Source organism: Flavobacterium granuli, assembly GCF_031456055.1.
Classification (GTDB): Bacteria; Bacteroidota; Bacteroidia; order Flavobacteriales; family Flavobacteriaceae; genus Flavobacterium; species Flavobacterium granuli_A.
Window position 1 is genome coordinate 234,270 of record NZ_JAVDTX010000001.1, and the last position, 23,990, is coordinate 258,259.

Below are 23,990 nucleotides of genomic sequence, written 5' to 3' on the forward strand. Positions count from 1 at the left end.
CATACTTAACCAAAACTATCCCATTAACCCCATTCAAACCATTAACTCCTCTGCCTCCGATTACTTCACTGTGCTATAATTTTCATTGGAGTTCAGTGAACTTCGTTTGAAGCAAAAAGTGTTATTAACACCTAATAATAAGTAAATTACACTTTATTTCATTAACTTACGTTCTTATTGAAATTTACATTATTATGAAAAAAGTAATTATAATATGTTGTCTATTGGCGTTTATTGGCTGTAAAACTAAAAACGTAAATGGGAAACAAATAGGCAAAAGTGTTGACGCGAATGAAATAAATAAACTCGATGAAGCGCAAAAAAACAAAGCCTACGAATTAGGAAAAAGGGTTTTAATGACCTGTAACGACATTAAATTCAAGCCTTTTACGCAAAGTGAAGCCACCGATAAGGTTATTGCCAAATCTACACCAGAGAACATCAAACAAATCTGTGTAAAATACAGCCTAAAATATGGCCTTTTTAAAGATCTTGAATTTGTAGAAATGGTTCCAAACATGACCGACAATACAAACATTTACCGATTTAAGGCACTTTTTGAATATGCTAAAGCAAATAAGGAACTTCGGGTAACGATGAACACGGAAAATAAAGCTTCAGCAATTTCGACCAAAGACTGGAAGGATGAATTTGAGTAAATGACTATGGAAATTGAGTATTTATTAAAAAAAACATAGAATTAAAATCCAAAAATAAATTCAAAGCCTTATTTTTGCGCCATGGCAAAGAAAAATACAGACAAAGTTGTCTTTCATCAAATAAAAGTCCTTGATGCTGGTGCAAAAGGCGTTTCGGTGGCAAAAGCTCCCGATGGTAAAGTAGTTTTTATCCCAAATGTAGTTCCTGGGGATGTGGTTGATGTGCAAACTTTCAAAAAGCGCAAGGCTTACTATGAAGGTAAAGCAGTTCATTTTCATGAATTTTCGGAGCATCGTGTAGACCCAATTTGTGAGCATTTTGGTGTTTGCGGTGGATGCAAGTGGCAGAATATGAATTACAATCAACAGTTATTCTTCAAGCAAAATGAGGTAAAAAACCATTTGCAACGCATTGGTAAAATTGAACTTCCTGAATTTGAACCAATTTTAGGTTCTGAAAAACAGTTTTTTTATAGAAATAAAATGGAATTTTCGTTTTCGAACAGCCGTTGGTTGACCGAAGATGAGATAGGAAGTGAAGAAGACTTGGGTAACCGAAATGCGCTTGGTTTCCATATTCCAAAAATGTGGGACAAAATCTTGGACATCAACAAATGTCATTTACAGGAAGATCCATCGAATGCGATTCGTAATGAAGTTCGCGCCTTTGCCAATGAGCATGGTTTGACTTTCTTTAATCCTAGAGCCCATGAAGGTTTACTAAGAACTTTGATGCTAAGAACGGCTTCGACAGGAGAAATTATGGTTTTGATTCAGTTTTTTGAGAATGACAAAGCCAACAGAGAATTGATTCTTGATCATCTATACGAGAAATTCCCTCAAATTACATCTTTGCAATATGTCGTAAATAATAAAGCAAACGACACTTTATATGACACTGATATAAAATTATACAAAGGAAGAGATTACATCCTTGAAGAAATGGAAGGTTTGAAATTTAGCATCAATGCTAAATCTTTTTACCAAACTAACTCAGATCAGGCATACGAATTATACAAAATAACTCGAGATTTTGCGGGACTTACCGGCAATGAAATAGTTTATGATTTGTACACAGGAACGGGAACTATTGCACAATTTGTATCTAAAAAAGCCAAAAAAGTTATTGGCGTAGAAAGTGTTCCTGAAGCAATTAAAGATGCAAAATTAAACGCAGAACGCAATGAAATCACTAATTGCGAGTTCTTTGTAGGAGATATGAAAGTCGTTTTTAATGATGCATTTATTGCACAGCATGGTCATCCTGATGTAATTATTACTGACCCACCAAGAGATGGAATGCATAAAGATGTAATTGAACAAATTATGAAAATTGCTCCAGAAAAAGTGGTTTATGTAAGTTGCAACTCGGCTACACAAGCTAGAGATTTGGCTTTAATGGACGAAAAATACAAAGTGACACGAGTGCGTCCAGTGGATATGTTCCCGCAAACACATCATGTTGAAAATGTTGTACTTTTGGAAAGACGATAAGCCTCAATCCCTAACCCCTTAAGGGGAAGAAGAAAAAATATGAAAAAAATAATTGCGTTTTTAATGATTCTTGGTTTCGCCTCATCCAGTTGCGAACCAGATGATATTTGTGACCCAAATACTCCCACAACCCCAAGAATGCTTATTCAGTTTTTCGATATCTCGAATCCATCTGTAGCAAAAAACGTAACTAATTTGAAAGTTATTGGAGAAGGAATGACAGAAGGAGTGATTTTTACACCAGATGGAATTGATGAAGCAAAGTATTTAACTAGCGGGACTAGTATATTGCTTCCATTGAATACAGCTGCCGACATTGTAAAATATAGTTTTATTCTAAACTCCGGAAACAAAAATCCTCTTTTGATTAATACTGACAATTTGGAATTTAAATATACCAGAGAAAGTGTTTATGTATCTAGAGCTTGTGGTTTTAAAACCACTTTTAATTTAGATCCAGGAAATCCTTTCACACTATCTGATGCAAAACCTGCTGACGAAATGTGGATTAAATATGTGATCGTCGCACAACATAACATAACATACGAAAATGAGACAATTATTAAAATATTCTTTTAGTATTTGCTTTTTGTTGTCACTGTTATTTGTACAGGCACAAGAAAAAACGACTACCACAACTATCGAAAACGATGTTAAAATAACGGAAACTAAAAATGTTACATCAACTAAAAAGAATCCAGAAAAAAAACTCGATACTGTAAAAACAGATACCATAAAACCCAAAACAGACCGTTACGGTTTGATTGTTGGTGTTGATATCAACAAAATTGCGAGATCTCTTTATGACTCCGATTACAATGGAATAGCATTTACAGGGGATTATCGATTAACCAAAAAATTCTATTTGTATGGTGAACTAGGTAGTGAAGAAATCACTGTCGAAGATCCATTGTTGAGTACCACAACCAAAGGGACTTATCTTAAAGCAGGTTTTAATTACAACGCCTACACCAATTGGCTTGACATGGAAAATCTTATCACTCTGGGTGTTCGCTTTGGTTTTAGTACCTTTAGTGAACAATTGAACAACTATCTCATCTATAATCCACATCCTTATTTTGGACAATCGGAGTTGATAGATTCTGGTGAAAAATACGATGGATTAACAGCTGGATGGGGAGAAGTTGCTGCAGGAGTAAATGTAAAAGTATTCAATAATATCTATGTTGGGTTTAATTTACAATTGAAAGTATTAATAACCAATTCTGAGCCAGGTAACTTTGAAAATCTTTACATTCCAGGATTCAACAGGACTTATGATGGTAAATTCGGAGCAGGCTTTAACTATACTGTTTCCTATTTTATCCCAATTTACAAAAAGAAAGTTATCCCTGTAAAAACAGCTTCTAAGAAGAAATAAGCATAAAATTTAATTTCATAAAAAAAGGAGTAAAACTGAATCTATAAATTCAGCTTTACTCCTTTTCTGTTTAAAATAATTCGATTATCCTATTTCTTTAATCCCTTTTACAAACAACCAAGACATGAATAATTTTTCGCCGTCTTTAGTTTTTGCAGCTTGGAATTTTGGAGACAAAAGCGTTCCTGCAACAAAAGCTGTCATTGGAATCCAGAATCCAGAAAGATTGGTATATTGTTCTACCAAATAACGAAATGCTATAAACAATATGGCAAAGCAACCTAGATTGTATAGAAATGCTCTTACTTGTAATTTTGTCATTTTATTGTATTTAAATATATTTCTTCAAAATTAATTGAAAATCTAAATAATTCTCAGAAAAACAATAATTATTTTCTTCACTCAAACGAATCTTTTGAACAGACTTCAATCTATTTTATTTTAAGAATAATTTATTTTACAATAATTTGTATTGTTTTATGTACTAATTTTATGGTTATCCAAAAACACTTCTTTGTAAATAACTAATTTACATACCATAAATACCACTTGACCTTTTCAGAAATCATTTGTGAATTATTTTTCATAAATGAAATAACTCAACAGATAAGTTTACAAAAACTGCTGTAAAGAATAAATTCTCGAAGCTAAAAAACTACGACTATCAAGATTAAAAAGTATGGACACAAAAAAACAAATTGCACGTAAAAACTTGGGAATACCTGAAGGAGATAAAATAATCTTAAGTATCGATGGCGGCGGTATGAGAGGAATATTAACTATTCAATTATTAAAAAAACTCGAAGCAATTGCAGGAAGTCCTTGTTATGAATGGTGTGATATGGTTGCTGGAACTTCTACAGGTGCAATAATTTCTTCATTGATTCTTAAAAAAAAGAGTGCAAAAGAAATTGAAGATCTCTATACAAAACTACTTTCTAGAGTATTTACAAGACGAAATATATTGGCTAATCGCTTTTATAATCCACCCGCTTTTGACAAAAAAAACTATAGAACTTTGCTTAAGGAAATTATTGGAGACAGCACACTTCAAGACGTTTGTAAAGAAACTGGTCTAGATTGTATACTTACTTCAAAAGACATGACTGCAGGAGAAGAAACTTTCTTTACTTGCGTCAATCAAGGAGGTAATTTTATTGGCACCTACAAAACTGTTTTACTACGTGGAGTTATGGAAGCAACCATGTCAGCGCCAACTTATTTTGCTCCATTTGAACGTTTCATTGACGGAGGAACAACTACTTACAACAATCCTGTTTTGGCTGCTGTATTGGAGGCGTTAGAATATACTGGTAATGAAAAATACCAATCCGATAAATTGACAGTTTTCAGTTTTGGAACAGGAACAGCACTTCGGTTTATAGCACCCAATAAAACACAGGAGCCAAAAGGTATTGATGCCTTATTTTGGCTGAATTATGTCATGGAGGAAACTGGTAAAGATGCCAGTGAAATGCAAATTGATCTCTTACGCAGTGGATTAATCAAAGGCCTGAAACTGCGCAGATACCAAATATCATTCGATGAAGAAGCAATGGCAAAATTACCCAATAAAAAAATAGCACACATACAAGCATTAAAAGCCGATTGGCTACATACTTTAAAAAATGAGGAATTAAGCGAAATTGATATGGCCGATGTGAATATGTTCCCATTGATGATAACTATTGGGAGTGCAATGGTAGATTATATATGCCCACCAAATGAAGCAAATCTTCCTGCTGCAGAACAAAAAGGAAATTGGTTCAGATCGGATTTTATAGACAGTAAAACAAGAAGAGGTTTATTGATTACTGCAAGAGGAGATATTCCCACAATCAAAAGAAATCTTGAAAACAAAGCATGGATTGAAAAACAACCTACAGAATAAAATTAGACTAAAGTAATTCATATACAAAAAGTGCAAAAAATCCCAATAATTACTAAATTAAATAGCAATTATTGGGATTATATTTTCGGACATTTTGAACTAATTATTCTGCACCACCATCAGGAACAGTCTGAAACTTCGTTCTCTTACTTCCTTCATACATTTCATATTTCACTAAACGAGCTTCAAGACTCGCATTAAAAAGTTTGATTTTTCTTGAAGGTTTCAATCCAACATATTTCAAAGCTTCTAGGTTTGCAGTAATAAACCAAGCATTCGTTCCTGGATAATTCTTTTTCAAGGTATCTCCAATATTTTTATAAAATTCTTCCATATGAATATCCAATCGCTCATCATAAGGCGGATTGAAAACAATATGCAATTTCCCTTCAGAAGTTTTCTCAGTATCAAAAAAGTTCTGTTCCTCTATCTTTATATATTCATCTAGATTGGCATTCTTTACGTTATCCTTAGCTTTTTGAACTGCAGATGGTGCTTTATCATATCCTTTTATGGTGTAATGAAACTCACGAACACGTTTCAATAAACTATCTTGAATATTATCAAACAAATCATTATCCCAATCATTCCATTTTTCAAAAGCAAATTCTTTACGGTTGATATTCGCAGGAATATTACAAGCAATCATTGCTGCTTCTGCCAAAAATGTTCCAGAACCACACATCGGATCCAAGAAATCAGTTTGTCCGTCCCAACCCGAAAGTAATAAAATACCAGCTGCCAAAACCTCATTTATTGGAGCAATGTTTGTAGCCGTTCTGTAACCACGTTGATGCAATGAATTCCCAGAGGTATCTAATGCTACCGAAACTTGATCTTTATCAATATGAATATTTATTCTTAAATCAGGAAAAGCTTTATCAATACTTGGACGTTGTCCCGTTCTTTCACGAAACTGATCCACAATTGCATCCTTACATTTTTGAGACACAAACTCAGAGTGGTTAAAATACTCCGAATGAACCGTTGCATCAATCACAAAAGTCTGATTTGCATTTATGTATTTAGACCAATTCGTCCCTCTTATTCCTTTATATAACGATTGTTCGTCTCTCGCTTTAAAAAAATAAATTGGTTTCAAGATCTTCAAAGCAGTGCGCAAAGACAAATTCGCTTTGTACATAAATCCTTTATCTCCTTTAAAACTCACCATTCTCACCCCCTGCTCCACATCCTGTGCGCCCAACATTGTTAGCTCTTTTGCCAATATTTCTTCAAAACCAAAAAAGGTTTTGGCAATCATCTTAAAATTCTCCATCTGTCTTTATAAATTCCAATATTAAAATTGCGTATTCCAAACATCCTAAACGGTTTGAAATAGTATATTTTCTGCAAAAATACACTAAATTTGCCGGACTTAAATTAATTGAAAAAGAATAAATGTCCGATTCTATAAATAACAAAACACAAATTACCAATTCCAATCCAGAAAATTGGTTTGCTTCTTGGTTCGACAGTCCTTATTACCATATACTTTACAAAGAAAGAAACTATAGAGAAGCGCAATTGTTCATGGACAATCTGACGCATTACCTCAATCTTCCAGAGAAAGCTAAAGTGCTTGACTTAGCTTGTGGTAAAGGCCGTCATGCCATTTATTTAAATCAATTGGGATTTAATGTTATTGGTGCTGATTTATCTGAAAACAGCATATTGGAAGCGCAAAAAAACAGTAACGAAACCTTGCATTTTCAAGTACATGATATGCGAGAAACATTTGAAGATAAATTTGATGCTATATTCAATCTGTTTACCAGTTTTGGTTATTTCGAAAACGATGAGGACAACCTCACGACCCTAAAAGCCATAAAAGAAAGTTTAACGGAGTATGGTTTTGCCGTGATTGATTTTATGAATGTTACCAATGTACTCAACAATTTGGTTCCAGAAGAAGTAAAACACGTAGATGGAATCGATTTCCAAATCAAACGCTATCTAAAAGATGGACATATTTTCAAAGAAATTGATTTTGAAGACCAAGGTCACAAGTATCATTTTACCGAAAAAGTAAAAGCTCTTACCCTCAAGGATTTTGAAGAAATGATGGAAGAAGCAGGTATCTTTTTATTGGATGTTTTTGGCGATTATAAACTAAAAAAATTCCACAAAACTGAAAGCGAAAGATTAATTATGATTTTTAAGTAATTGTTTAATCGTATAATTGTTTAACCGTCAAATCGATTAAACAATTACACTATTAAACGGTTAAACAATAAAAAAACGATTAAACAAAAAACATGAATTATCTATTACCATTACTGTCTGTACTTCTTGGTTATTTTATTGCTTTATTTCTAAAGCCAAAAAACAAAACCAATCTAAAGCTATTACTGGCGTTTAGTGGTTCTTTCTTGCTTTCGCTTACCGTAATGCATTTACTTCCTGAAGTGTACGAAAGTAAAAACCATAACATAGGGATTTTTATAATGACAGGGATTTTGTTTCAAATCATATTGGAGTTTTTCTCCAAAGGAGCAGAACATGGTCACGTACATGGCCATTCCAAAATGTTACAAATTCCATGGCTATTGTTCATCAGTCTTTGCATTCACGCCTTTTTGGAAGGATTCCCTGTTAGCCATCATAGTGATTTAGCGCTAGGAATAGCGATTCATCATTTACCTATTGCTATTATTTTGACTTCTTTTTTTATAAGTTCCAGTCTAAATAGAAACGCCATATTTTTATTTATGGCCACTTTTGCAATAATGACACCGCTAGGTACCATTGTATCCGACTTTATACCACAATTGAACAAATATTATACTGAGATAACAGCCGTTGTAATTGGAATCTTATTTCATATTTCATCAACTATTATTTTTGAAAGTAGTGAAGGACACAAGTTCAATATTGCCAAAGTATCGATGATTGTAATTGGTATTTTACTGGCTTATTTAATATAGAAAAAATACAATACCCGATCAATTGTTTTTCATCTGTCTGCGATTATAAAAAACAATTAGACTACTACTTTTTATTGATTAAAATTTGATTTAGTGCAATGTTATTCTGATGGATATATTTTATGAATAATCAAGCATTTAGACTCAATTACTTAAATTAACTTTCATATAATTTAAATAATTTGCATTATTAAAAATATTACCATTAATTTGCCGAAAATAAATTCTTGAGAAGTTTCTGTCTTTATGAGATTGACACCAAATTATTAAATAAATTTATAGAAGAAACGATGAGAAAAAATTATCTAAAGACCTTAATACACATTTGTTTACATGTTTAATTTTTTTAGAAGAAGACCTAAAGAATATACCAAAATTGAAAATCATATTTTTGGAATAATTACTGAGTTATTAAAAATAAGCGCAACCGATATCAATTGTGATGAATTAGGTGGAAAGTATTATTTAAGTAACGAAGAACAACATTTTAGAGTTACCATATTCAGTAATGATTCTGTGATCAGAATGACCAATACACGTGATTCTGTTGCCGAGAAGTATGACAAAGTTTTTGTTGAAAATGTTTTAAGGGCTGTCAAAGAAGAAAAACATCGCAGAATGGAATTGGTTTGCGATTCGATTACGAATAGTATTGAAAAAATGGCAGAACGCTTGCATCACACTCTTATTGAATCAAATGAAGAAGATGAAGGCGATAAAGAGAAAGAAGCAGAAGAAGACACTTTTCTAAAAAGCGTTTAAAAATAAAAATGAGGGTTTAACTTTTAAATTAAAGTTAGACCCTTTTTCAATTATAGGTAATAACTGATTTATAATTAATAGACATAAATGATTTTTTTATTCCTATTTTTTCGTTTTACACAGAATAGTAAGTTTTAAAATTCCCTAACTTTACCAAGTATAAAAGTTGTCAATTTTAAAATAGAATAATGAACTTCACAAAGACCACTGAGCAATCTTCCCAATACGAACATTTAGAAAAAATGTCGGTTCAAGAATTACTTACCAACATAAATAACGAAGACAAAACTGTCCCATTCGCTGTAGAAAAAGCCTTATCACAAATAGAAATATTGGTAACCGAAATTGTTGCCAAAATGAAATCAGGTGGACGATTATTCTACATTGGAGCCGGAACTTCTGGACGTTTGGGAATACTAGATGCCTCAGAATGCCCTCCTACTTTTGGAGTCCCTTTCGATTTGGTTGTCGGGATTATTGCTGGTGGTGATACTGCTATTCGCAAAGCTGTAGAAAACGCAGAAGACAACGCTACCCAAGCTTGGATTGACTTGGAAGCTTTCAATGTAAACGAAAATGATGTGGTTATTGGTATTGCCGCTTCTGGGACAACTCCTTATGTTATTGAAGGTTTACAAGCTTGTAATGCTAAAAACATAAGTACCGGAAGCATTTCCTGTAATGCCGGAAGTCCGCTTTCGCAAACGGCAAAATTCCCAATCGAAGTTATTGTAGGACCAGAATTTGTAACTGGAAGTTCTAGAATGAAAGCCGGAACTGCCCAAAAATTGGTACTGAATATGATTACCACAGCCACTATGATTCAGCTTGGAAAAGTAAAAGGAAACAAAATGGTCGATATGCAATTGAGCAACAGTAAACTGGTTGATCGTGGCGTAAAAATGATTATGGGAGAAATTCCTGTAACTTATGAGGAAGGCTCTGAATTGCTGAAAACTCACGGAAGCGTGAGAAAAGCTGTTGATTTTTACAATGCTCAGTAAGTAAATATTTGGCTGTACTGATTACGATTAAACAATTAAACAGAAAATCGACTAAACTAACAAAAATGGCTAACAAAGAACACTTAGCAAAAGGAATAAAATATTTAACAGGTGCATTACCTCTTATGTTTATTGGTCCCACAGTAATTTACAATGCATTTATGAACCAGCATACAAATTGGCATTATCTGGTTTTATCCATTGGAATTATTGCCTGTCTCGCATCAATGTATTTAATGTTTGTAGGTTTAAAAATAATAATGAAAGGCATATTTAACGACTAATGGAAGACCTGATACACATTCAAAAAACATTTGAAAAAGTAACCTATATCGGTAAGAAGATTAATAATCGTGAATTTGAAGATTGCGTTTTTAAGAACTGCGATTTCTCAAATAGTGATTTTTCGAATAATAGTTTTATGGATTGTGAATTCATAGAATGTAATTTATCGATGACCCAATTGGGAGGTTCTAGTTTAAAGACTGTTCACTTCAAGAACTGTAAATTAATGGGGATTCAATTTCATTCGTGTCAGGATTTTTTGTTCAATGTGCAATTTCAAGATTGCATTTTAGACTATAGTTCTTTTGCGAATAAAAAAATGCCTAAAACCAAATTCAATTCCTGTTCAATGAAAGAAGTTACTTTTATCGGAACCAATTTGACACAATCTGTTTTTGGGAACTGTAATTTGGACAATGCAATTTTTAATGATACTCTTTTGGCTGGTGTTGATTTTACTACAGCTTACAATTACAAAATTGATCCTGAATTCAACCCCATGAAAAAAGCAAAATTTTCAAATCAGGGAATCGCTGGTCTTTTGGATAAATATGATATAAAAATTGAGTAATCATGAATGCAACCGCCTCGTATCTTGAAAGTGTAAAAAAGCAATTTCTCTACTATAAAATGTTGGGAGAAAAAGCAATTGAGCAACTGGAACCAGAGCAGCTTTTTGTATCAACAAATGAAGACACCAACAGTATTGCTGTGATTGTACAACACCTTTCGGGGAATATGCTATCACGCTGGACCGATTTTCTGACCACCGATGGTGAAAAAGAAACGAGAAATCGGGATGCCGAATTTGAAAATGATTTACAAACAAAAGACCAAGTACTGAATAATTGGAATGCAGGTTGGGAATGTTTTTTGGGAGCTTTGGACAGCTTGCAGCCTGAACAACTTTCAGAGATTATTTATATCAGGAACGAGGGACATACAGTTATTGAAGCCATTAACAGACAATTGGCGCATTATCCGTATCATGTTGGTCAAATTGTTTTTTATGCAAAACAACTAAAAAATGGCGAATGGAATAGTTTATCGATTCCTAAAAACAATTCGAATAGTTATAATGCCGACAAATTTGCACAAGAGAAATCGATTAAGAATTTTACTGAAGAAGAATTTAGAAGATTGAAATAATAAATATTATGAATCACATGCCCCAGATGGAAGTAAAAAACCCACAGAGCTAAACCTATTTTTTCCTGAACCATAAGAGCGAACGAAGGAAGCTACTTTTGATTCATTGAAAAAAAGGGAATAGACCGAGGAGTTGTAACAAACAGCTGGATTAGGCTCAAAAAAAAATAAATAAGAGAAAAATGAAAAGACTATTACTCCTTTCTCCACTATTACTACTAATGTCGTGTTATGATGTGGAACGCAACTGCGCCGATTTTAAAACAGGTAAATTTAAATTTGAATACGAAATTGACGGCGTTAAAAAAACAACGGTTTTTGAGCGTAATGATAGTATTGAAATTGAAACTTTTGAAGGAAAAACGGATACTTCAACAGTTCGTTGGGTGAATGAGTGTGAATATGTTTTGCAGAAAAAACACCCGAAAAACAAGGCCGAAGAGAAAGCGATTAGCATGAAAATTTTGACAACTTCAAAAAATTCCTATACCTTTGAATTCGGAATGGTTGGTGTCGATTCTAAACAAAAAGGAACGGTTATTAAGATTTCAGAATAAAGAATTCAGATTGCAGATTTCAAAAAACTCATAATTTAAACCCATAATAAAAAATGGAAGTATTTTTAAACCCAGATGCTTGGATTGCCTTGTTGACATTGACTTTTCTAGAAATTGTTTTAGGTATCGACAACATCATTTTTATCTCTATTGCAACTGGAAAATTAGCTCCAGATGACAGAAAAAAAGCTACCAAAATAGGAATGTTTCTAGCTATGTTTATGCGAATCGCTCTTTTATTTGGAATTAATTTTTTAACCCAAATGAAAAAACCTTGGTTTACGATTGACTGGAGTTGGCTACATGCTGGGATTACAGGACAAAGTGTCATTTTATTGTTGGGAGGATTATTCTTGATTTACAAAAGTACTAATGAAATTCGCGAGAAAGTTGATGAAAAAGGTCATGAAGAAAAAGAATTGGGACGAGCTGCCGCAAAGTCTTTTCAGAGTGTTATTCTGCAAATTATTATGATTGACTTGGTTTTCTCATTTGATAGTATCCTTACTGCTGTGGGAATGACAAACGGTGTTGAAGGCGCTTTAATCATTATGGTTACCGCTGTAGTAATATCAGTTTTGATTATGATGCAGTTTGCGGTTCCAGTTGGGAATTTTGTAAACAAACATCCATCGATACAAATTTTAGGTTTGTCCTTTTTGATTTTGATAGGATTCATGCTTTTGACTGAAAGCGCCCATTTAGCAAATGCCCTTATTTTTGGCAGCCATGTGACTCCAGTTCCAAAAGGCTATTTATACTTTGCCATTTCGTTCTCTTTATTTGTAGAAGTATTAAATATGAAAATGACAAAAGCAAAAAAATAAAATCATAACACAGTTACTCAAAAGTAGCTGTGTTTTTTTTTACATCATAAATACAGTTTCAAAACAAATGAAAAATACCATTTCGCATAGAGTTGCCGATTTTTTAAAGAACTTTCCTCCTTTTACCTTTTTAAACCAAAAAGACATTGAAATTCTTTCCGAGCAAATATCCATTATCTACAAAGAAAAAGACAGTGTTATTTTTGCCGAAAACGAAGAAACACACAGCTCATTTTATGTGGTTCACAAAGGAGCTGTCGCACTTAGAAAAAATCAAAAAAATGATATTTTAGATATGTGTGATGAAGGAGATATTTTTGGATTGAGACCTCTTATCGCTAATGAAAATTATAAAATGGAAGCTAGAGCTTATGAAGAAAGCATCCTTTATGCTATTCCGATTTCTATTTTTAGACCATACGCATTAGAAAATGAAGCAGTTGGTAACTTCTTAATACAAAGTTTTGCGTCTAATACTAACAATCCATACTCTAAAAGCCATCGAGGAAAATTGTATGGCGAAACCTTGGCTGGTGATAGTTTGGAAACAGACAGCAAATTATTGGATATTCATCCTGTAAAATATTCCAAAAAAATAGTTACGTGTTCCTCTATAACTACAGCAAAAGCTATAGCCGAAATCATGACTAAAAAAAATGTCGGAGCTGTACTTGTTGTGGAAGATAAACTCCCTATCGGAATCATCACCGATAAGGATTTAAGGAACAAAATTGTAACAGGTGAATATCCTATCACAACATCGGCATCTTTAATAATGACGAGTCCTGTTATTACCTATCCAAAAAAACTCACCACTACACAAGCACAAATGGCTATGATGAAAAGTAACATCAGCCATATATGCCTTACGAAAGATGGTACACCAAATACGAAAGCTGTTGGTATTCTTTCTAAACATGATGTTATGGTTTCACTGGGAAACAATCCTGCTGTATTGATAAAAGCCGTAAAAAGAGCAAAGAAATATAAAGAAATCAAACCGATACGCGCCAGTATCATGCAGCTGTTACAAGGCTATTTGGACCAAAACATCCCAATAACACTGACATCAAAAATCATAACCGAATTGAATGATGTGTGCATTCAACAAGTAATAGATATTTCATTAAAGAAAATGAGTACTCCACCTCCTGTAAAATTTGCATGGTTAGCAATGGGAAGTCAAGGACGAAGCGAACAATTATTACAAACCGACCAAGACAATGCCTTAGTCTATGAGGATGTACCTGAAGAACTAAAAGAAAAGACCAAAAAATATTTCTTAGAATTAGCAACTCATGTCAACAAAGGATTATTTGAAATTGGATACGATTATTGTCCAGCAGAAATGATGGCATCAAATCCAAAGTGGTGTTTAAGTCTTGGCGAATGGAAAAAACTGGTTCATCATTGGATTACAAATACCGGAAAAGACGAAGTATTATTGTCTTTTATCTTTTTTGACTACAGCCTTTCTTATGGTGATAGCGAAGTCGCAAATAACTTATCCGACTATATTTTGGAAGATATAAAGGCAAACCCTGTATTTTATCTTCATTTGGTGAGTGGTGCTTTGCAAAGCCCATCTCCTACTGGATTTTTCAGGGAGTTTTTATTGGAACAAGACGGAGCAAACAAAGATTCTTTCGATATAAAAAGGAGAGCTTTAATGCCTTTGAGTGATGCAGCACGAGTATTGATACTATCTCATGCAGTAAAATCGATTAGCAATACTCCTGAACGTTTTGAAAAATTGGCAGAATTGGAACCACACAATAGAGAGTTGTATTTGGCCTGCTCCTATTCATATAGAGCACTCTTGAAATTCAGAACCAAACAAGGACTTTTACATAATGATTCTGGTCAATATATTGCGCTTGGAGATCTAACAAAACTTGAAAAAATAAAACTTAAGAGCACCTTTAAAACCATTAAAGAAATACAAGAAATTATTTCCATTCGCTTTAATCCTTCAAATATACTGTAATGATGAACTTTTTAAAAAGAATCAAAGCAAGCATATTTGATTTTTTGAAGATTCCAGAAAAATCGATTGACAAAACACTTTCTAACACTGTTGAAAGCACTCGTTTTGTAGTTTTAGATACTGAAACCACAGGCTTTGATTATGACAATGACCGAATACTTTGTATAGGAGCTGTCGTTTTACAGAACAATGCAATTTCAATTCCTGATAGTTTTGAAATTTATATCCATCAAGATCATTACGATAAAAAAAGTGCCCAAATTCATGGGATTTTGAAAGATTGGGTAATGGACAAACCATCAGAGTTAGAAGCTTTGCAACAGTTTTTGACTTTTTTAGGAGACTCCATTATAATTGCCCATCATACCATATTTGATGTTACTATGATCAATCGAGCCTTGGAACGAAATGGTCTTCCTCTTTTGACAAACAAAACGTTGGATACTTCGTTTCTTTATAAAAGAACACTCATTATGTCAAATCTTTTGGAACGAAAAGAAAAATATGCCTTGGATGATCTTGCTGATAAATTTGACATCTCAAAAAAAGATCGTCATACCGCAATGGGAGATGCATATATTACAGCAATTGCTTTCTTAAAAATTGTAAAAAAATTAAAAGGACTAAAAGGCAAAAAAGAATTTACTATAAAAGATTTGTTTAAATAAAAAAAGCTCCTAAAAGGAGCTTTTTTTATTCTAGAATAAGGTAACCTGCCCGTCATCATCCAATTGAACATCTGTATCATCGGAATTTATTTCTCCTTGTACTTCAATTTCCTCTGGAACAATTTCTTCGGGAGCTTCATACGGTAAAGACTCCAATAGGTTTACTTGTTTCAATTTATCAGTTGTCAATTGATTACCGAGTGCCTTAAATCCTTTTACAGCTATAAATGACTCAATATCCACGGTCAAATTATCTTTTTGAACTCCTTTTACCTTAGTAAAAACTAATTCGGCTACAGGGCGATAATCAGTCGCTACAATCTCTAATCTTGAATTAGAATGTTCAGTAATAAAACACTCCTCTTTATTTTCGGTTTCTACCAAGAAACGCTTAATATAATAACGTTCTTTTTCACCATCATAATAAATGGCCGAAATTGGTTTTTTAGGTATCCATTTCTCCAGAACAATCATATCTTCATCAAAATGGGTAGACAATTCAGGCGTAATGACTTTTATTTTTCCAGCTTGTGAAATCACTAAAATTTTGTCACTAGGTCTAAATTCACCCAACAACTCTCCTCTGGCATCAACATTCAATCGTTGAACAGTATCATCGAACCAAACCTTTCTTGGTAATAATGTTGAAATCCCTTTCTCTTTCAATTCAATTTTCTTGATAGGGTATTTAGAAACCAAATTTCCTTTGGAAGCGCGACCTTTTATGGCTAAAGAAGCAAAATCAATATCGAATTTTAATTTTTTGATACTTCCCACCTGACGTAATAAAATAGTAATTACCTCAGCTTCCCCATTTGGGTTACATGAAAAATACAAGGTTTGTGAACCCGCAGTTTCATTTGTCAAATCGTAAGGTTTATCACGAGTAACTCCCGAAACATTAAATCGCTTGATATACGATGGTCCAGACTTACCATCACGATAAATCATATTGTAAATTGTACGCTTATCACTTTTGTCAAAAATGGCAACATGGATAATGTCTTTACCAACGAAGGTTTTCGCATCGACTTTGGTAATCATCATTTTTCCATCACGCAAAAAGACAATTACGTCATCAATATCGGAACAATCGGTAACATATTCATCTTTTTTCAAGCTTGTTCCGACGAAACCTTCTTCTCTGTTTACGTACAATTTGGTATTTCTTAAAACCACTTTGGTAGCTTCAATATCATCAAAAATACGCAACTCAGTTTGACGCTCTCTACCTTTTCCGTACTTCTCTTTTAATTTTGCAAAATAAGCAATGGCAAAATCAACCAAATGCGCCAAATGATGTTCCACTTCCTTCATTTCCTCTTCTAACTTAGCGATAAAGTCATCGGCTTTGTCAGAATCAAAACGAGTAATACGAATCATTGGAATCTGAGTTAATCTATGCAAATCATCATCATGAATTTCTCTGACTAATGATTTCTTGAAAGGCTCAAAACGATCATATAAATAGACATACAACGATTCTCTATCTCCATACAGCTTAAAATCAATGTACATTTCTTCACGAATGAAGATTTTCTCTAAAGTAGAAAAATGCCATTTATTTTTTAATTCTTCTAATTGAATTTCCAACTCTTGTCGAAGTAAATCAACCGTTCTGTTTGTTGAAATTTTCAACATATCCGAAACCCCGATAAACAACGGTTTATTATCCTCAATCACACAACCCAAAGGCGCTACCGAAGTTTCGCAAGCTGTAAATGCAAATAAAGCATCGATGGTTTTATCTGGAGAAACCCCAGGAAAAAGATGAATTAATATCTCAACCTCAGCCGCCGTATTATCTTCAATTTTTTTGATTTTGATTTTACCTTTTTCATTGGCTTTCAAAATACTGTCAATCAAAGTCGTTGTATTTGTAGAAAAAGGAATTTGGGTAATCACTAATGTATTTTTGTCGAGTTGACCAATTTTGGCACGAACACGAACACGTCCTCCACGCATTCCATCATTATAATTGGACACATCGGCAATACCTTGTGTCAAGAAATCCGGATATAGCGTAAATGGTTTTCCTTTCAGAATTTTAATGGACGAATCTATCAATTCATTAAAATTATGAGGCAAAACTTTTGTCGAAAGACCTACTGCAATACCCTCAGCTCCCGAAGCCAATAATAATGGAAATTTTACGGGTAAGTTATTCGGTTCTGCACGACGACCATCATAGGAAACTCCCCAATCGGTAATTTTTGGAGAATACAAAACCTCCAAAGCAAATTTTGACAAACGCGCCTCAATATAACGGGAAGCTGCAGCTCCATCACCCGTTAAGATATTACCCCAGTTTCCCTGGCAGTCAATCAATAATTCTTTTTGGCCTATTTGCACCATCGCATCACCAATACTTTGATCCCCGTGAGGGTGATACTGCATCGTGTGACCAACAACATTGGCAACTTTATTGTAACGGCCATCATCCAACTCTTTAAGGGAGTGCATAATTCTTCGTTGCACCGGTTTGAAGCCATCCTCTATCGCAGGAACGGCACGCTCTAAAATTACATAGGAAGCATAATCCAAAAACCAATCTTTGTACATTCCTGTAACTTTGGTAATGGTATCATTTTCATCCTCTGTATTTTCATAAAAATGCTGCCCTTCGAAATGTTTGGCTTCGACATCAATAATTTCATCCGAATCATTTCCCTCTTGATTTTCGTCAAAAGAATTGTCTTCTGAATTATTTTCTTCGTTTGCTGGAATTAGGTTATCGTCTTCTTCGTCTTTCATTTATTTATTATAAAAATATAGGAATAACTACTTTTCCTTTTAAACTTATTTAACTTCTTCCAAAACATCCAACTCTACCTTCAAATTCTTGATGATAAAATCTTGTCGGTCTGGAGTATTTTTACCCATATAGAACGACAATAACTGTTCGATAGAAGTATGTTTATCCATCATAATAGGATCCAGACGAATCGTTTCTCCAATAAAATTCTTAAACTCATCCGGCGAAATCTCTCCCAATCCCTTAAATCGAGTAATCTCAGGTTTTGGTTTTAATTTTTCTATGGCATCTTTACGTTCTTCTTCCGAATAGCAATAAATAGTTTCTTTCTTATTTCGAACTCTAAAAAGAGGTGTCTGCAAAATATATAAATGTCCCTCTTTGATTAATTCTGGGAAAAACTGAAGGAAAAAAGTAATCAACAACAAACGAATGTGCATACCGTCGACATCGGCATCGGTTGCGATTACGATATTGTTATAACGCAATTTTTCCAATCCGTCCTCAATATCTAAAGCTGCCTGCAATAAATTGAATTCTTCATTTTCGTACACAATTTTTTTGCTCATTCCGTACGAATTCAAAGGCTTACCACGCAAACTAAAAACCGCTTGGGTATTTACATCACGAGATTTGGTAATTGACCCAGAAGCCGAATCACCCTCAGTAATAAAAAGCGTGCTTTCTAAATTTCTTGGATTTTTAGTATCTGGAAGATGCGCACGGCAATCTCTTAATTTTTTATTGTGAAGATTCGCTTTCTTGGCGCGGTCTGTAGCCAGTTTTCGAATACCTGATAATTCTTTTCTTTCGCGTTCAGCCTGAAGAATTTTACGTAATAAAGCTTCGGCTGTTGCTGGATTTTTATGTAAATAATTATCTAATTTAGTTTTAATAAAATCATTTATAAATGTACGAACTGAAACAGGTGGTGTTCCATCATCAGACCCCATATCCATCGAACCTAATTTGGTTTTGGTCTGTGATTCAAAAACAGGTTCCATCACTTTGATACTAATCGCACTCACAATTGATTTACGAACATCTGACGCCTCGAAGCTCTTATTATAGAACTCACGAATCGTCTTTACAATTGCTTCTCTATAAGCTGCTAAATGCGTACCTCCTTGCGTGGTATTCTGACCGTTAACAAAAGAGTGATATTCTTCGCTATATTGTGTTTTACTATGTGTTAAAGCAATCTCAATATCATGCTCCTTCAAATGGATAATTGGATATTCTAAGTCTTCTTCGCTGATTGTTTCTTCCAATAAATCTCTAAGTCCATTCTCCGAAATGTATTTTTCACCATTGAATATAATCGTCAAACCATTGTTTAGATAACAATAATTTTTAACCATTTTGACAACATACTCCATTCGGAATTTGTAGTTTTTGAAAATGGTTTCATCAGGCGTAAAAGTTACTTTAGTACCTTTTCGCTTGGTGGTATCAATTATATCCTCTTCTAAAACTAAATTTCCTGCAGAAAACTCAGCAGCTTTTTGCTTGTCGTCACGAACAGATTCTACGCGGAAATAATTAGATAAAGCATTAACTGCTTTTGTTCCGACACCATTCAAACCTACTGATTTTTGAAAAGCTTTAGAATCGTACTTTCCTCCCGTGTTCATTTTCGAAACTACGTCAACAACTTTCCCTAATGGAATTCCGCGTCCGTAATCACGAATCGAAACGGTTTTGTCTTTGATAGTCACCTCAATAGTTTTCCCAGAGCCCATAACAAACTCATCGATACAGTTGTCGAGAACCTCTTTTAATAAAATATAAATACCATCATCTGGCGAAGACCCATCACCGAGTTTCCCGATGTACATCCCGGGACGCATACGGATATGTTCTTTCCAGTCGAGAGAACGGATATTATCTTCGGTGTATTGATTTTGATCTGACATTTTGGAAATTTATCGAATTTAATGCTTTCTGTTCGGTCTTTTGCTTCTCGCAAATGCCTCGAGTGTGCTAATGTAGTGTAATTCGATAAAATTAAAAAGAGGAATACTGCAAAGTTATCAAGAATGATATTGACAGTTTGCTATTGATTTTAGGCTCAGAAAGTAAAAAATTATTCTTTAAACAAAAATCCTAAACCCATTCCTTTGAGCATTTTTTTTTCAAAAGCCCAAAAGAATTTAAATTGACCAAATAGAAAACCAATTGCCACTAATAAAACTTGATAAATAGGAAATATTAACAGCAAACGGATTGGGGTGTACCAAAAACCTAAGTCTTCTTTCCCGATCCCTAACCAGGTGCAAAAAGGTTTGGATAAATAAGCTGAAGCTGATCCTGTAATGGCAAAAACAACAAACACAACAGCTAATTGCCAATTAGATGTAAGTCCCCAACGTTGTTTCAATCCTTTCATTTTTAGTTTATTCCTTTTTTGCAAATATAACAGGTTTTGATCCATGAATATATTTTTGCTACTTTTTTGTTTCGAAAAATTATTGGGAAATTTCATTTTTTACGTGAGGGATGGCAGTGGAGCTCTTTTTATAGCTGTTTTTTTTTTCCAGCTATAAAAAAGCGGGAACGAACAGCCCGACCCGAAGTTTTTACGAAGGGACACGCCCAAACAAACCTTAACTCAAAAAAGAGGTTTGTAAATTTGTGAATACCTTTTAAAGATTTTATTTTTAATATTATTCTGCAGATTGCATTTCCTATCTCGATGATACACGACCATATAGTCTTTGATTGTATTTGTTTTGAAAATAAATCATATAATTATAGATAAGATAGTTTACTTCATACCCGTAATTAATGGTTGAATTGTAGTCAATCGTCATTTCATATAAATTAGACGGGTATCTTTCTGGGGAACGAACTCGATTGTTCCATTCTAAAACATAAAAATTATTTTTGGTTTCTAAATAGGACTGTGAATAATATCCCCTCGGATAAGCCGTTGATTGCAACCAAAAATCAAAACCTGGCTCAATGATAATAACTTCGTATTCGAGTTCCTCATTTACAATTTTTATGGTGTCATTGTGATCATTTTTTGGCTTTTCTGTACTTACAACATTAGATTTAGAAGCACTACACCCAATAATTATCAAAAGAACAATCAATATGCAAATTAAATTTTTCATAATAATAGCTGTTTACAGATTTAACGAAAAAATAATTTTTTATTAATTAATTGGAATTAAATATCCACTCTTATGACTACTCAAATTTAAGAATTTCTAAACTGATTATCTATTATTTACAGCTAAAAATCAATATAAACACATAATCTTAGAATAAAATTTGATATCGTTTATTGTTCATAAATCTCAATATTTAGAGGCAAAAAAAAAGACATTTACAGATTTGTAAATGTCTTTTTTTGAAACAATTCGTCGTTTATTTTCTATCAGTTAACTAATGATTTATTGAAGAAACTAATGATCTGTTGAGCGAGTTCAGTTCCAATCCTATCTTGTGCCTCTTCGGTAGCGGCTCCGATATGCGGTGTTAAAGAAATTTTTGGATTCATCAAAATAGTAATTTCGGGATTAGGCTCATTTTCATAAACATCCAATCCTGCAAATGACACTTTACCACTATCCAACTCTTTTACAAGCGCTACTTCATCGATTGCACCGCCTCTTGCGCAATTTACTATTCCGACACCGTCTTTCATCATTTCCAATTCCTTTTCGCCGATCACATATGTATCTTGAGCCGGGACATGCAATGTGATAAAATCAGATTCCTGAAATAAAGATTCTAAGGTTTGTGAAGCAAGGGATATCGAAATAGATTGTCCATCAAAGAAAGATACTTTTATATCTTTTTTTGGAATATGAGTATCGCTATAAATCACTTTCATCCCAAGTCCGATAGCCATTTTTGCGGTAGCTTTACCTATACGTCCCATACCAATGATTCCAAGTGTTTTCCCTCTTAACTCGACACCATTTGCATAAGCTTTTTTCAAGTCATCAAAATTGGTATCTCCTTCCAAAGGCATATTCCTATTGGAGTCATGCAAAAATCGTACACCCGTGAACAAATGAGCAAAAACCAACTCAGCTACAGATTCTGATGACGAAGCTGGTGTGTTTATAACATGAATTCCTTTGCTTTTGGCATATTCAACATCAATATTATCCATTCCTACACCGCCACGCCCAATGATTTTAAGACTCGGACAAGCATCAATAATATCCTTACGAACCTTTGTGGCACTGCGAACTAATATGACACTTATATTATTTTTATTTACAAAATTAGCCACTTGTTCTTGGGCAACTTTTGTTGTGATAACTTCAAATCCAGCTTTTTCTAAAGCAATAATACCGCTTTTTGAAATTCCGTCGTTTGCTAATATTTTCATTTTTTTAATTTAAAGATTGAAAAATTTAATAATTTAAATATTCTATCTGGATTTTATAATTCTAAACTAGAATTGAAAGATTAACTGATTACTTAAATCTTTCAATTTTTAAATCATTAAATTTTATTTTCAAGTTCTTTCATAACATCAACAAGAACTTGTACACTTTCCAAAGGAAGCGCATTGTACATTGATGCTCTATAACCTCCAACGGACCTGTGTCCAGGTAATCCTGAGATCCCAGCTGCTTTCCACATCTCATCAAATTTAGCAGCATGCGATTCATCGTTCAACAAAAAGGTTGCATTCATATTAGAGCGGTCTTCAACAGCTGATGTTCCTCTAAACAATGGATTCCTGTCTATCTCCGTATAAAGTAAAGCTGCTTTGGCATTGTTTATTTTTTCGATAGCCTCAATACCTCCAAGGTTTTTCAACCATTGCAAAGTCAACAAAGATGCATAAACTGGAAAAACAGGTGGAGTATTGTACATACTTTCAGCTTTAATATGTTTCTCATAATCTAACATACTTGGAATTGCACGTCCTGTTTTACCTAGTATTTCTTCTTTGACAACAACCAAGGTAGTACCGGCAGGCCCCATATTTTTTTGTGCACCTGCGTAAATAATATCAAATTTTGAAAAATCCAATTTTCTAGAAAAAATATCAGAACTCATATCACAAACAATTGGCAAGTTTGTTGATGGAAATTCTTTCATTTGTGTTCCAAAAATAGTGTTATTGCTCGTACAGTGGAAGTAATCTGCATCGGCAGGTATTGTGTATCCTTTTGGGATATGATTGTAATTTTGTTCTTTTGAAGAAGCCACAACAGTAGTTTCACCAAAGAATTTTGCTTCTTTTATTGCTCCAGAAGCCCAAGTTCCAGTGTCTAAATAGGCTGCTTTACCATTTTCTTTCATTAAATTGTAAGGAACCATCAAAAATTCCAAACTTGCTCCTCCTCCAAGAAATATAGCTTGATATCCTTTTCCTTTTAAATCCAAAAGCTCCAAAACTAGAGCTCTTGCTTCTTCCATTACGGCAACAAAATCTTTACTACGATGCGAAATTTCCAAAAGTGATAAACCAGAATCATTAAAATTTAAGATTGCTTGAGCTGATTTTTCAAAAACTTCTTGTGGTAAAATACAAGGTCCTGCGCTGTAGTTGTGTTTTTTCATGATGTAGTTGGTAGTTACTATTTATTATTATTTATTTCAATTAACCATTTTAAGAAATCATCATTTTTGTGATTGACAACCATGATAATTTCAAGCTGTAATTGGT

24 protein-coding genes are annotated in these 23,990 nt (G+C 33.6%); 16 read left to right on the forward strand and 8 right to left on the reverse strand.

Annotated elements, in window-relative coordinates; translation table 11 throughout:
- The first annotated feature begins 194 nt into the window (after nt 1-194).
- The 4 genes from J2W95_RS01040 to J2W95_RS01055 all read left to right on the forward strand — a co-directional run bounded on the left by J2W95_RS01040 (nt 195) and on the right by J2W95_RS01055 (nt 3,534).
- On the forward strand, nt 195-659 hold the full coding sequence (locus J2W95_RS01040) for a hypothetical protein (protein WP_310003031.1): 465 nt from the start codon (nt 195-197) through the stop codon (nt 657-659).
- An 81-nt stretch (nt 660-740) separates the two neighbouring features.
- Nucleotides 741-2,153, forward strand: a complete 1,413-nt coding sequence (gene rlmD / locus J2W95_RS01045; protein ID WP_310003033.1) for a 23S rRNA (uracil(1939)-C(5))-methyltransferase RlmD — start codon at nt 741-743, stop codon at nt 2,151-2,153.
- 39 nt (nt 2,154-2,192) lie between these two features.
- The gene (locus J2W95_RS01050; RefSeq protein WP_310003035.1) at nt 2,193-2,732 is read left to right on the forward strand and encodes a DUF6452 family protein; all 540 of its coding nucleotides are present in this window, start codon (nt 2,193-2,195) and stop codon (nt 2,730-2,732) included.
- Complete coding sequence (locus tag J2W95_RS01055) at nt 2,704-3,534, forward strand: DUF6048 family protein (RefSeq protein WP_310003037.1); 831 nt, start codon at nt 2,704-2,706, stop codon at nt 3,532-3,534. Before J2W95_RS01050 ends, J2W95_RS01055 begins: the two co-directional genes overlap by 29 nt.
- Before the next feature lie 84 nt (nt 3,535-3,618).
- Here the strand turns inward: J2W95_RS01055 and J2W95_RS01060 are convergent, their stop codons facing one another.
- Nucleotides 3,619-3,855, reverse strand: coding sequence for a hypothetical protein (locus J2W95_RS01060; protein ID WP_310003039.1), 237 nt, complete (start codon nt 3,853-3,855; stop codon nt 3,619-3,621).
- Nucleotides 3,856-4,213: 358 nt separating this feature from the next.
- Between J2W95_RS01060 and J2W95_RS01065 the strand changes: the two genes are divergently transcribed.
- Nucleotides 4,214-5,425, forward strand: a complete 1,212-nt coding sequence (locus tag J2W95_RS01065) for a patatin-like phospholipase family protein (RefSeq protein ID WP_310003041.1) — start codon at nt 4,214-4,216, stop codon at nt 5,423-5,425.
- 103 nt (nt 5,426-5,528) lie between these two features.
- Here J2W95_RS01065 and J2W95_RS01070 read toward each other — a convergent pair whose 3' ends face one another.
- Nucleotides 5,529-6,704, reverse strand: a complete 1,176-nt coding sequence (locus tag J2W95_RS01070; protein WP_310003043.1) for a THUMP domain-containing class I SAM-dependent RNA methyltransferase — start codon at nt 6,702-6,704, stop codon at nt 5,529-5,531.
- A 122-nt stretch (nt 6,705-6,826) separates the two neighbouring features.
- Between J2W95_RS01070 and J2W95_RS01075 the strand changes: the two genes are divergently transcribed.
- The 11 genes from J2W95_RS01075 to J2W95_RS01125 all read left to right on the forward strand — a co-directional run bounded on the left by J2W95_RS01075 (nt 6,827) and on the right by J2W95_RS01125 (nt 15,591).
- Nucleotides 6,827-7,591, forward strand: coding sequence for a class I SAM-dependent methyltransferase (locus J2W95_RS01075; RefSeq protein WP_310003045.1), 765 nt, complete (start codon nt 6,827-6,829; stop codon nt 7,589-7,591).
- A 92-nt stretch (nt 7,592-7,683) separates the two neighbouring features.
- Complete coding sequence (locus tag J2W95_RS01080) at nt 7,684-8,352, forward strand: ZIP family metal transporter (RefSeq protein ID WP_310003047.1); 669 nt, start codon at nt 7,684-7,686, stop codon at nt 8,350-8,352.
- A 333-nt stretch (nt 8,353-8,685) separates the two neighbouring features.
- Nucleotides 8,686-9,114, forward strand: a complete 429-nt coding sequence (locus J2W95_RS01085) for a hypothetical protein (RefSeq protein WP_310003049.1) — start codon at nt 8,686-8,688, stop codon at nt 9,112-9,114.
- 188 nt (nt 9,115-9,302) lie between these two features.
- Nucleotides 9,303-10,118, forward strand: a complete 816-nt coding sequence (murQ, locus tag J2W95_RS01090) for an N-acetylmuramic acid 6-phosphate etherase (protein ID WP_310003051.1) — start codon at nt 9,303-9,305, stop codon at nt 10,116-10,118.
- A 65-nt stretch (nt 10,119-10,183) separates the two neighbouring features.
- Complete coding sequence (locus tag J2W95_RS01095) at nt 10,184-10,402, forward strand: DUF6095 family protein (protein WP_310003054.1); 219 nt, start codon at nt 10,184-10,186, stop codon at nt 10,400-10,402.
- Nucleotides 10,402-10,974: a pentapeptide repeat-containing protein gene (locus tag J2W95_RS01100; RefSeq protein WP_310003056.1), complete on the forward strand. Its 573-nt coding sequence runs from the start codon at nt 10,402-10,404 to the stop codon at nt 10,972-10,974. The genes J2W95_RS01095 and J2W95_RS01100 overlap by 1 nt, the downstream gene beginning before the upstream one ends.
- A 2-nt stretch (nt 10,975-10,976) precedes the next feature.
- The gene (locus J2W95_RS01105) at nt 10,977-11,552 is read left to right on the forward strand and encodes a DUF1572 family protein (RefSeq protein WP_310003058.1); all 576 of its coding nucleotides are present in this window, start codon (nt 10,977-10,979) and stop codon (nt 11,550-11,552) included.
- A 182-nt stretch (nt 11,553-11,734) separates the two neighbouring features.
- Nucleotides 11,735-12,109 carry a DNA topoisomerase IV gene (locus J2W95_RS01110; protein ID WP_310003059.1) on the forward strand — a complete coding sequence of 125 codons (375 nt, stop codon included), beginning with the start codon at nt 11,735-11,737 and terminating at the stop codon, nt 12,107-12,109.
- A gap of 53 nt (nt 12,110-12,162) precedes the next feature.
- The gene (locus J2W95_RS01115; protein ID WP_310003062.1) at nt 12,163-12,936 is read left to right on the forward strand and encodes a TerC family protein; all 774 of its coding nucleotides are present in this window, start codon (nt 12,163-12,165) and stop codon (nt 12,934-12,936) included.
- A 67-nt stretch (nt 12,937-13,003) separates the two neighbouring features.
- Nucleotides 13,004-14,923 (forward strand): DUF294 nucleotidyltransferase-like domain-containing protein, encoded by a 1,920-nt coding sequence (locus J2W95_RS01120; RefSeq protein ID WP_310003064.1) that lies wholly within the window; start codon nt 13,004-13,006, stop codon nt 14,921-14,923.
- Entirely contained in the window at nt 14,923-15,591 is a 669-nt protein-coding gene (locus J2W95_RS01125; protein ID WP_310003065.1) for a 3'-5' exonuclease, read from the forward strand. Before J2W95_RS01120 ends, J2W95_RS01125 begins: the two co-directional genes overlap by 1 nt.
- 30 nt (nt 15,592-15,621) lie before the next feature.
- On the opposite strand, the gene J2W95_RS01130 is transcribed toward J2W95_RS01125, so the two are convergent.
- The 6 genes from J2W95_RS01130 to serC form a co-directional block, all read right to left on the reverse strand.
- Entirely contained in the window at nt 15,622-18,345 is a 2,724-nt protein-coding gene (locus J2W95_RS01130) for a DNA gyrase/topoisomerase IV subunit A (RefSeq protein ID WP_310003067.1), read from the reverse strand.
- A gap of 45 nt (nt 18,346-18,390) precedes the next feature.
- Nucleotides 18,391-20,262, reverse strand: coding sequence for a DNA topoisomerase IV subunit B (locus J2W95_RS01135; RefSeq protein ID WP_310003069.1), 1,872 nt, complete (start codon nt 20,260-20,262; stop codon nt 18,391-18,393).
- 170 nt (nt 20,263-20,432) lie between these two features.
- The gene (locus J2W95_RS01140; RefSeq protein WP_310004254.1) at nt 20,433-20,735 is read right to left on the reverse strand and encodes a DUF6787 family protein; all 303 of its coding nucleotides are present in this window, start codon (nt 20,733-20,735) and stop codon (nt 20,433-20,435) included.
- A gap of 298 nt (nt 20,736-21,033) precedes the next feature.
- Nucleotides 21,034-21,465, reverse strand: a complete 432-nt coding sequence (locus tag J2W95_RS01145; RefSeq protein WP_310003071.1) for a DUF6146 family protein — start codon at nt 21,463-21,465, stop codon at nt 21,034-21,036.
- A gap of 266 nt (nt 21,466-21,731) precedes the next feature.
- Nucleotides 21,732-22,697 (reverse strand): D-2-hydroxyacid dehydrogenase, encoded by a 966-nt coding sequence (locus tag J2W95_RS01150; RefSeq protein ID WP_310003073.1) that lies wholly within the window; start codon nt 22,695-22,697, stop codon nt 21,732-21,734.
- 116 nt (nt 22,698-22,813) lie between these two features.
- The gene (serC, locus tag J2W95_RS01155) at nt 22,814-23,884 is read right to left on the reverse strand and encodes a 3-phosphoserine/phosphohydroxythreonine transaminase (protein ID WP_310003075.1); all 1,071 of its coding nucleotides are present in this window, start codon (nt 23,882-23,884) and stop codon (nt 22,814-22,816) included.
- Between the last annotated feature and the right edge of the window lie 106 nt (nt 23,885-23,990).

Bases quoted from the DNA above. Each gene is read 5' to 3' on its own strand.
- J2W95_RS01040 (WP_310003031.1), top strand. From the start codon at position 195: ATGAAAAAAGTAATTATAATATGTTGTCTATTGGCGTTTATTGGCTGT.
- rlmD (WP_310003033.1), top strand. From the start codon at position 741: ATGGCAAAGAAAAATACAGACAAAGTTGTCTTTCATCAAATAAAAGTC.
- J2W95_RS01050 (WP_310003035.1), top strand. From the start codon at position 2,193: ATGAAAAAAATAATTGCGTTTTTAATGATTCTTGGTTTCGCCTCATCC.
- J2W95_RS01055 (WP_310003037.1), top strand. From the start codon at position 2,704: ATGAGACAATTATTAAAATATTCTTTTAGTATTTGCTTTTTGTTGTCA.
- J2W95_RS01060 (WP_310003039.1), bottom strand. From the start codon at position 3,855: ATGACAAAATTACAAGTAAGAGCATTTCTATACAATCTAGGTTGCTTT.
- J2W95_RS01065 (WP_310003041.1), top strand. From the start codon at position 4,214: ATGGACACAAAAAAACAAATTGCACGTAAAAACTTGGGAATACCTGAA.
- J2W95_RS01070 (WP_310003043.1), bottom strand. From the start codon at position 6,704: ATGGAGAATTTTAAGATGATTGCCAAAACCTTTTTTGGTTTTGAAGAA.
- J2W95_RS01075 (WP_310003045.1), top strand. From the start codon at position 6,827: ATGTCCGATTCTATAAATAACAAAACACAAATTACCAATTCCAATCCA.
- J2W95_RS01080 (WP_310003047.1), top strand. From the start codon at position 7,684: ATGAATTATCTATTACCATTACTGTCTGTACTTCTTGGTTATTTTATT.
- J2W95_RS01085 (WP_310003049.1), top strand. From the start codon at position 8,686: ATGTTTAATTTTTTTAGAAGAAGACCTAAAGAATATACCAAAATTGAA.
- murQ (WP_310003051.1), top strand. From the start codon at position 9,303: ATGAACTTCACAAAGACCACTGAGCAATCTTCCCAATACGAACATTTA.
- J2W95_RS01095 (WP_310003054.1), top strand. From the start codon at position 10,184: ATGGCTAACAAAGAACACTTAGCAAAAGGAATAAAATATTTAACAGGT.
- J2W95_RS01100 (WP_310003056.1), top strand. From the start codon at position 10,402: ATGGAAGACCTGATACACATTCAAAAAACATTTGAAAAAGTAACCTAT.
- J2W95_RS01105 (WP_310003058.1), top strand. From the start codon at position 10,977: ATGAATGCAACCGCCTCGTATCTTGAAAGTGTAAAAAAGCAATTTCTC.
- J2W95_RS01110 (WP_310003059.1), top strand. From the start codon at position 11,735: ATGAAAAGACTATTACTCCTTTCTCCACTATTACTACTAATGTCGTGT.
- J2W95_RS01115 (WP_310003062.1), top strand. From the start codon at position 12,163: ATGGAAGTATTTTTAAACCCAGATGCTTGGATTGCCTTGTTGACATTG.
- J2W95_RS01120 (WP_310003064.1), top strand. From the start codon at position 13,004: ATGAAAAATACCATTTCGCATAGAGTTGCCGATTTTTTAAAGAACTTT.
- J2W95_RS01125 (WP_310003065.1), top strand. From the start codon at position 14,923: ATGATGAACTTTTTAAAAAGAATCAAAGCAAGCATATTTGATTTTTTG.
- J2W95_RS01130 (WP_310003067.1), bottom strand. From the start codon at position 18,345: ATGAAAGACGAAGAAGACGATAACCTAATTCCAGCAAACGAAGAAAAT.
- J2W95_RS01135 (WP_310003069.1), bottom strand. From the start codon at position 20,262: ATGTCAGATCAAAATCAATACACCGAAGATAATATCCGTTCTCTCGAC.
- J2W95_RS01140 (WP_310004254.1), bottom strand. From the start codon at position 20,735: ATGAAAGGATTGAAACAACGTTGGGGACTTACATCTAATTGGCAATTA.
- J2W95_RS01145 (WP_310003071.1), bottom strand. From the start codon at position 21,465: ATGAAAAATTTAATTTGCATATTGATTGTTCTTTTGATAATTATTGGG.
- J2W95_RS01150 (WP_310003073.1), bottom strand. From the start codon at position 22,697: ATGAAAATATTAGCAAACGACGGAATTTCAAAAAGCGGTATTATTGCT.
- serC (WP_310003075.1), bottom strand. From the start codon at position 23,884: ATGAAAAAACACAACTACAGCGCAGGACCTTGTATTTTACCACAAGAA.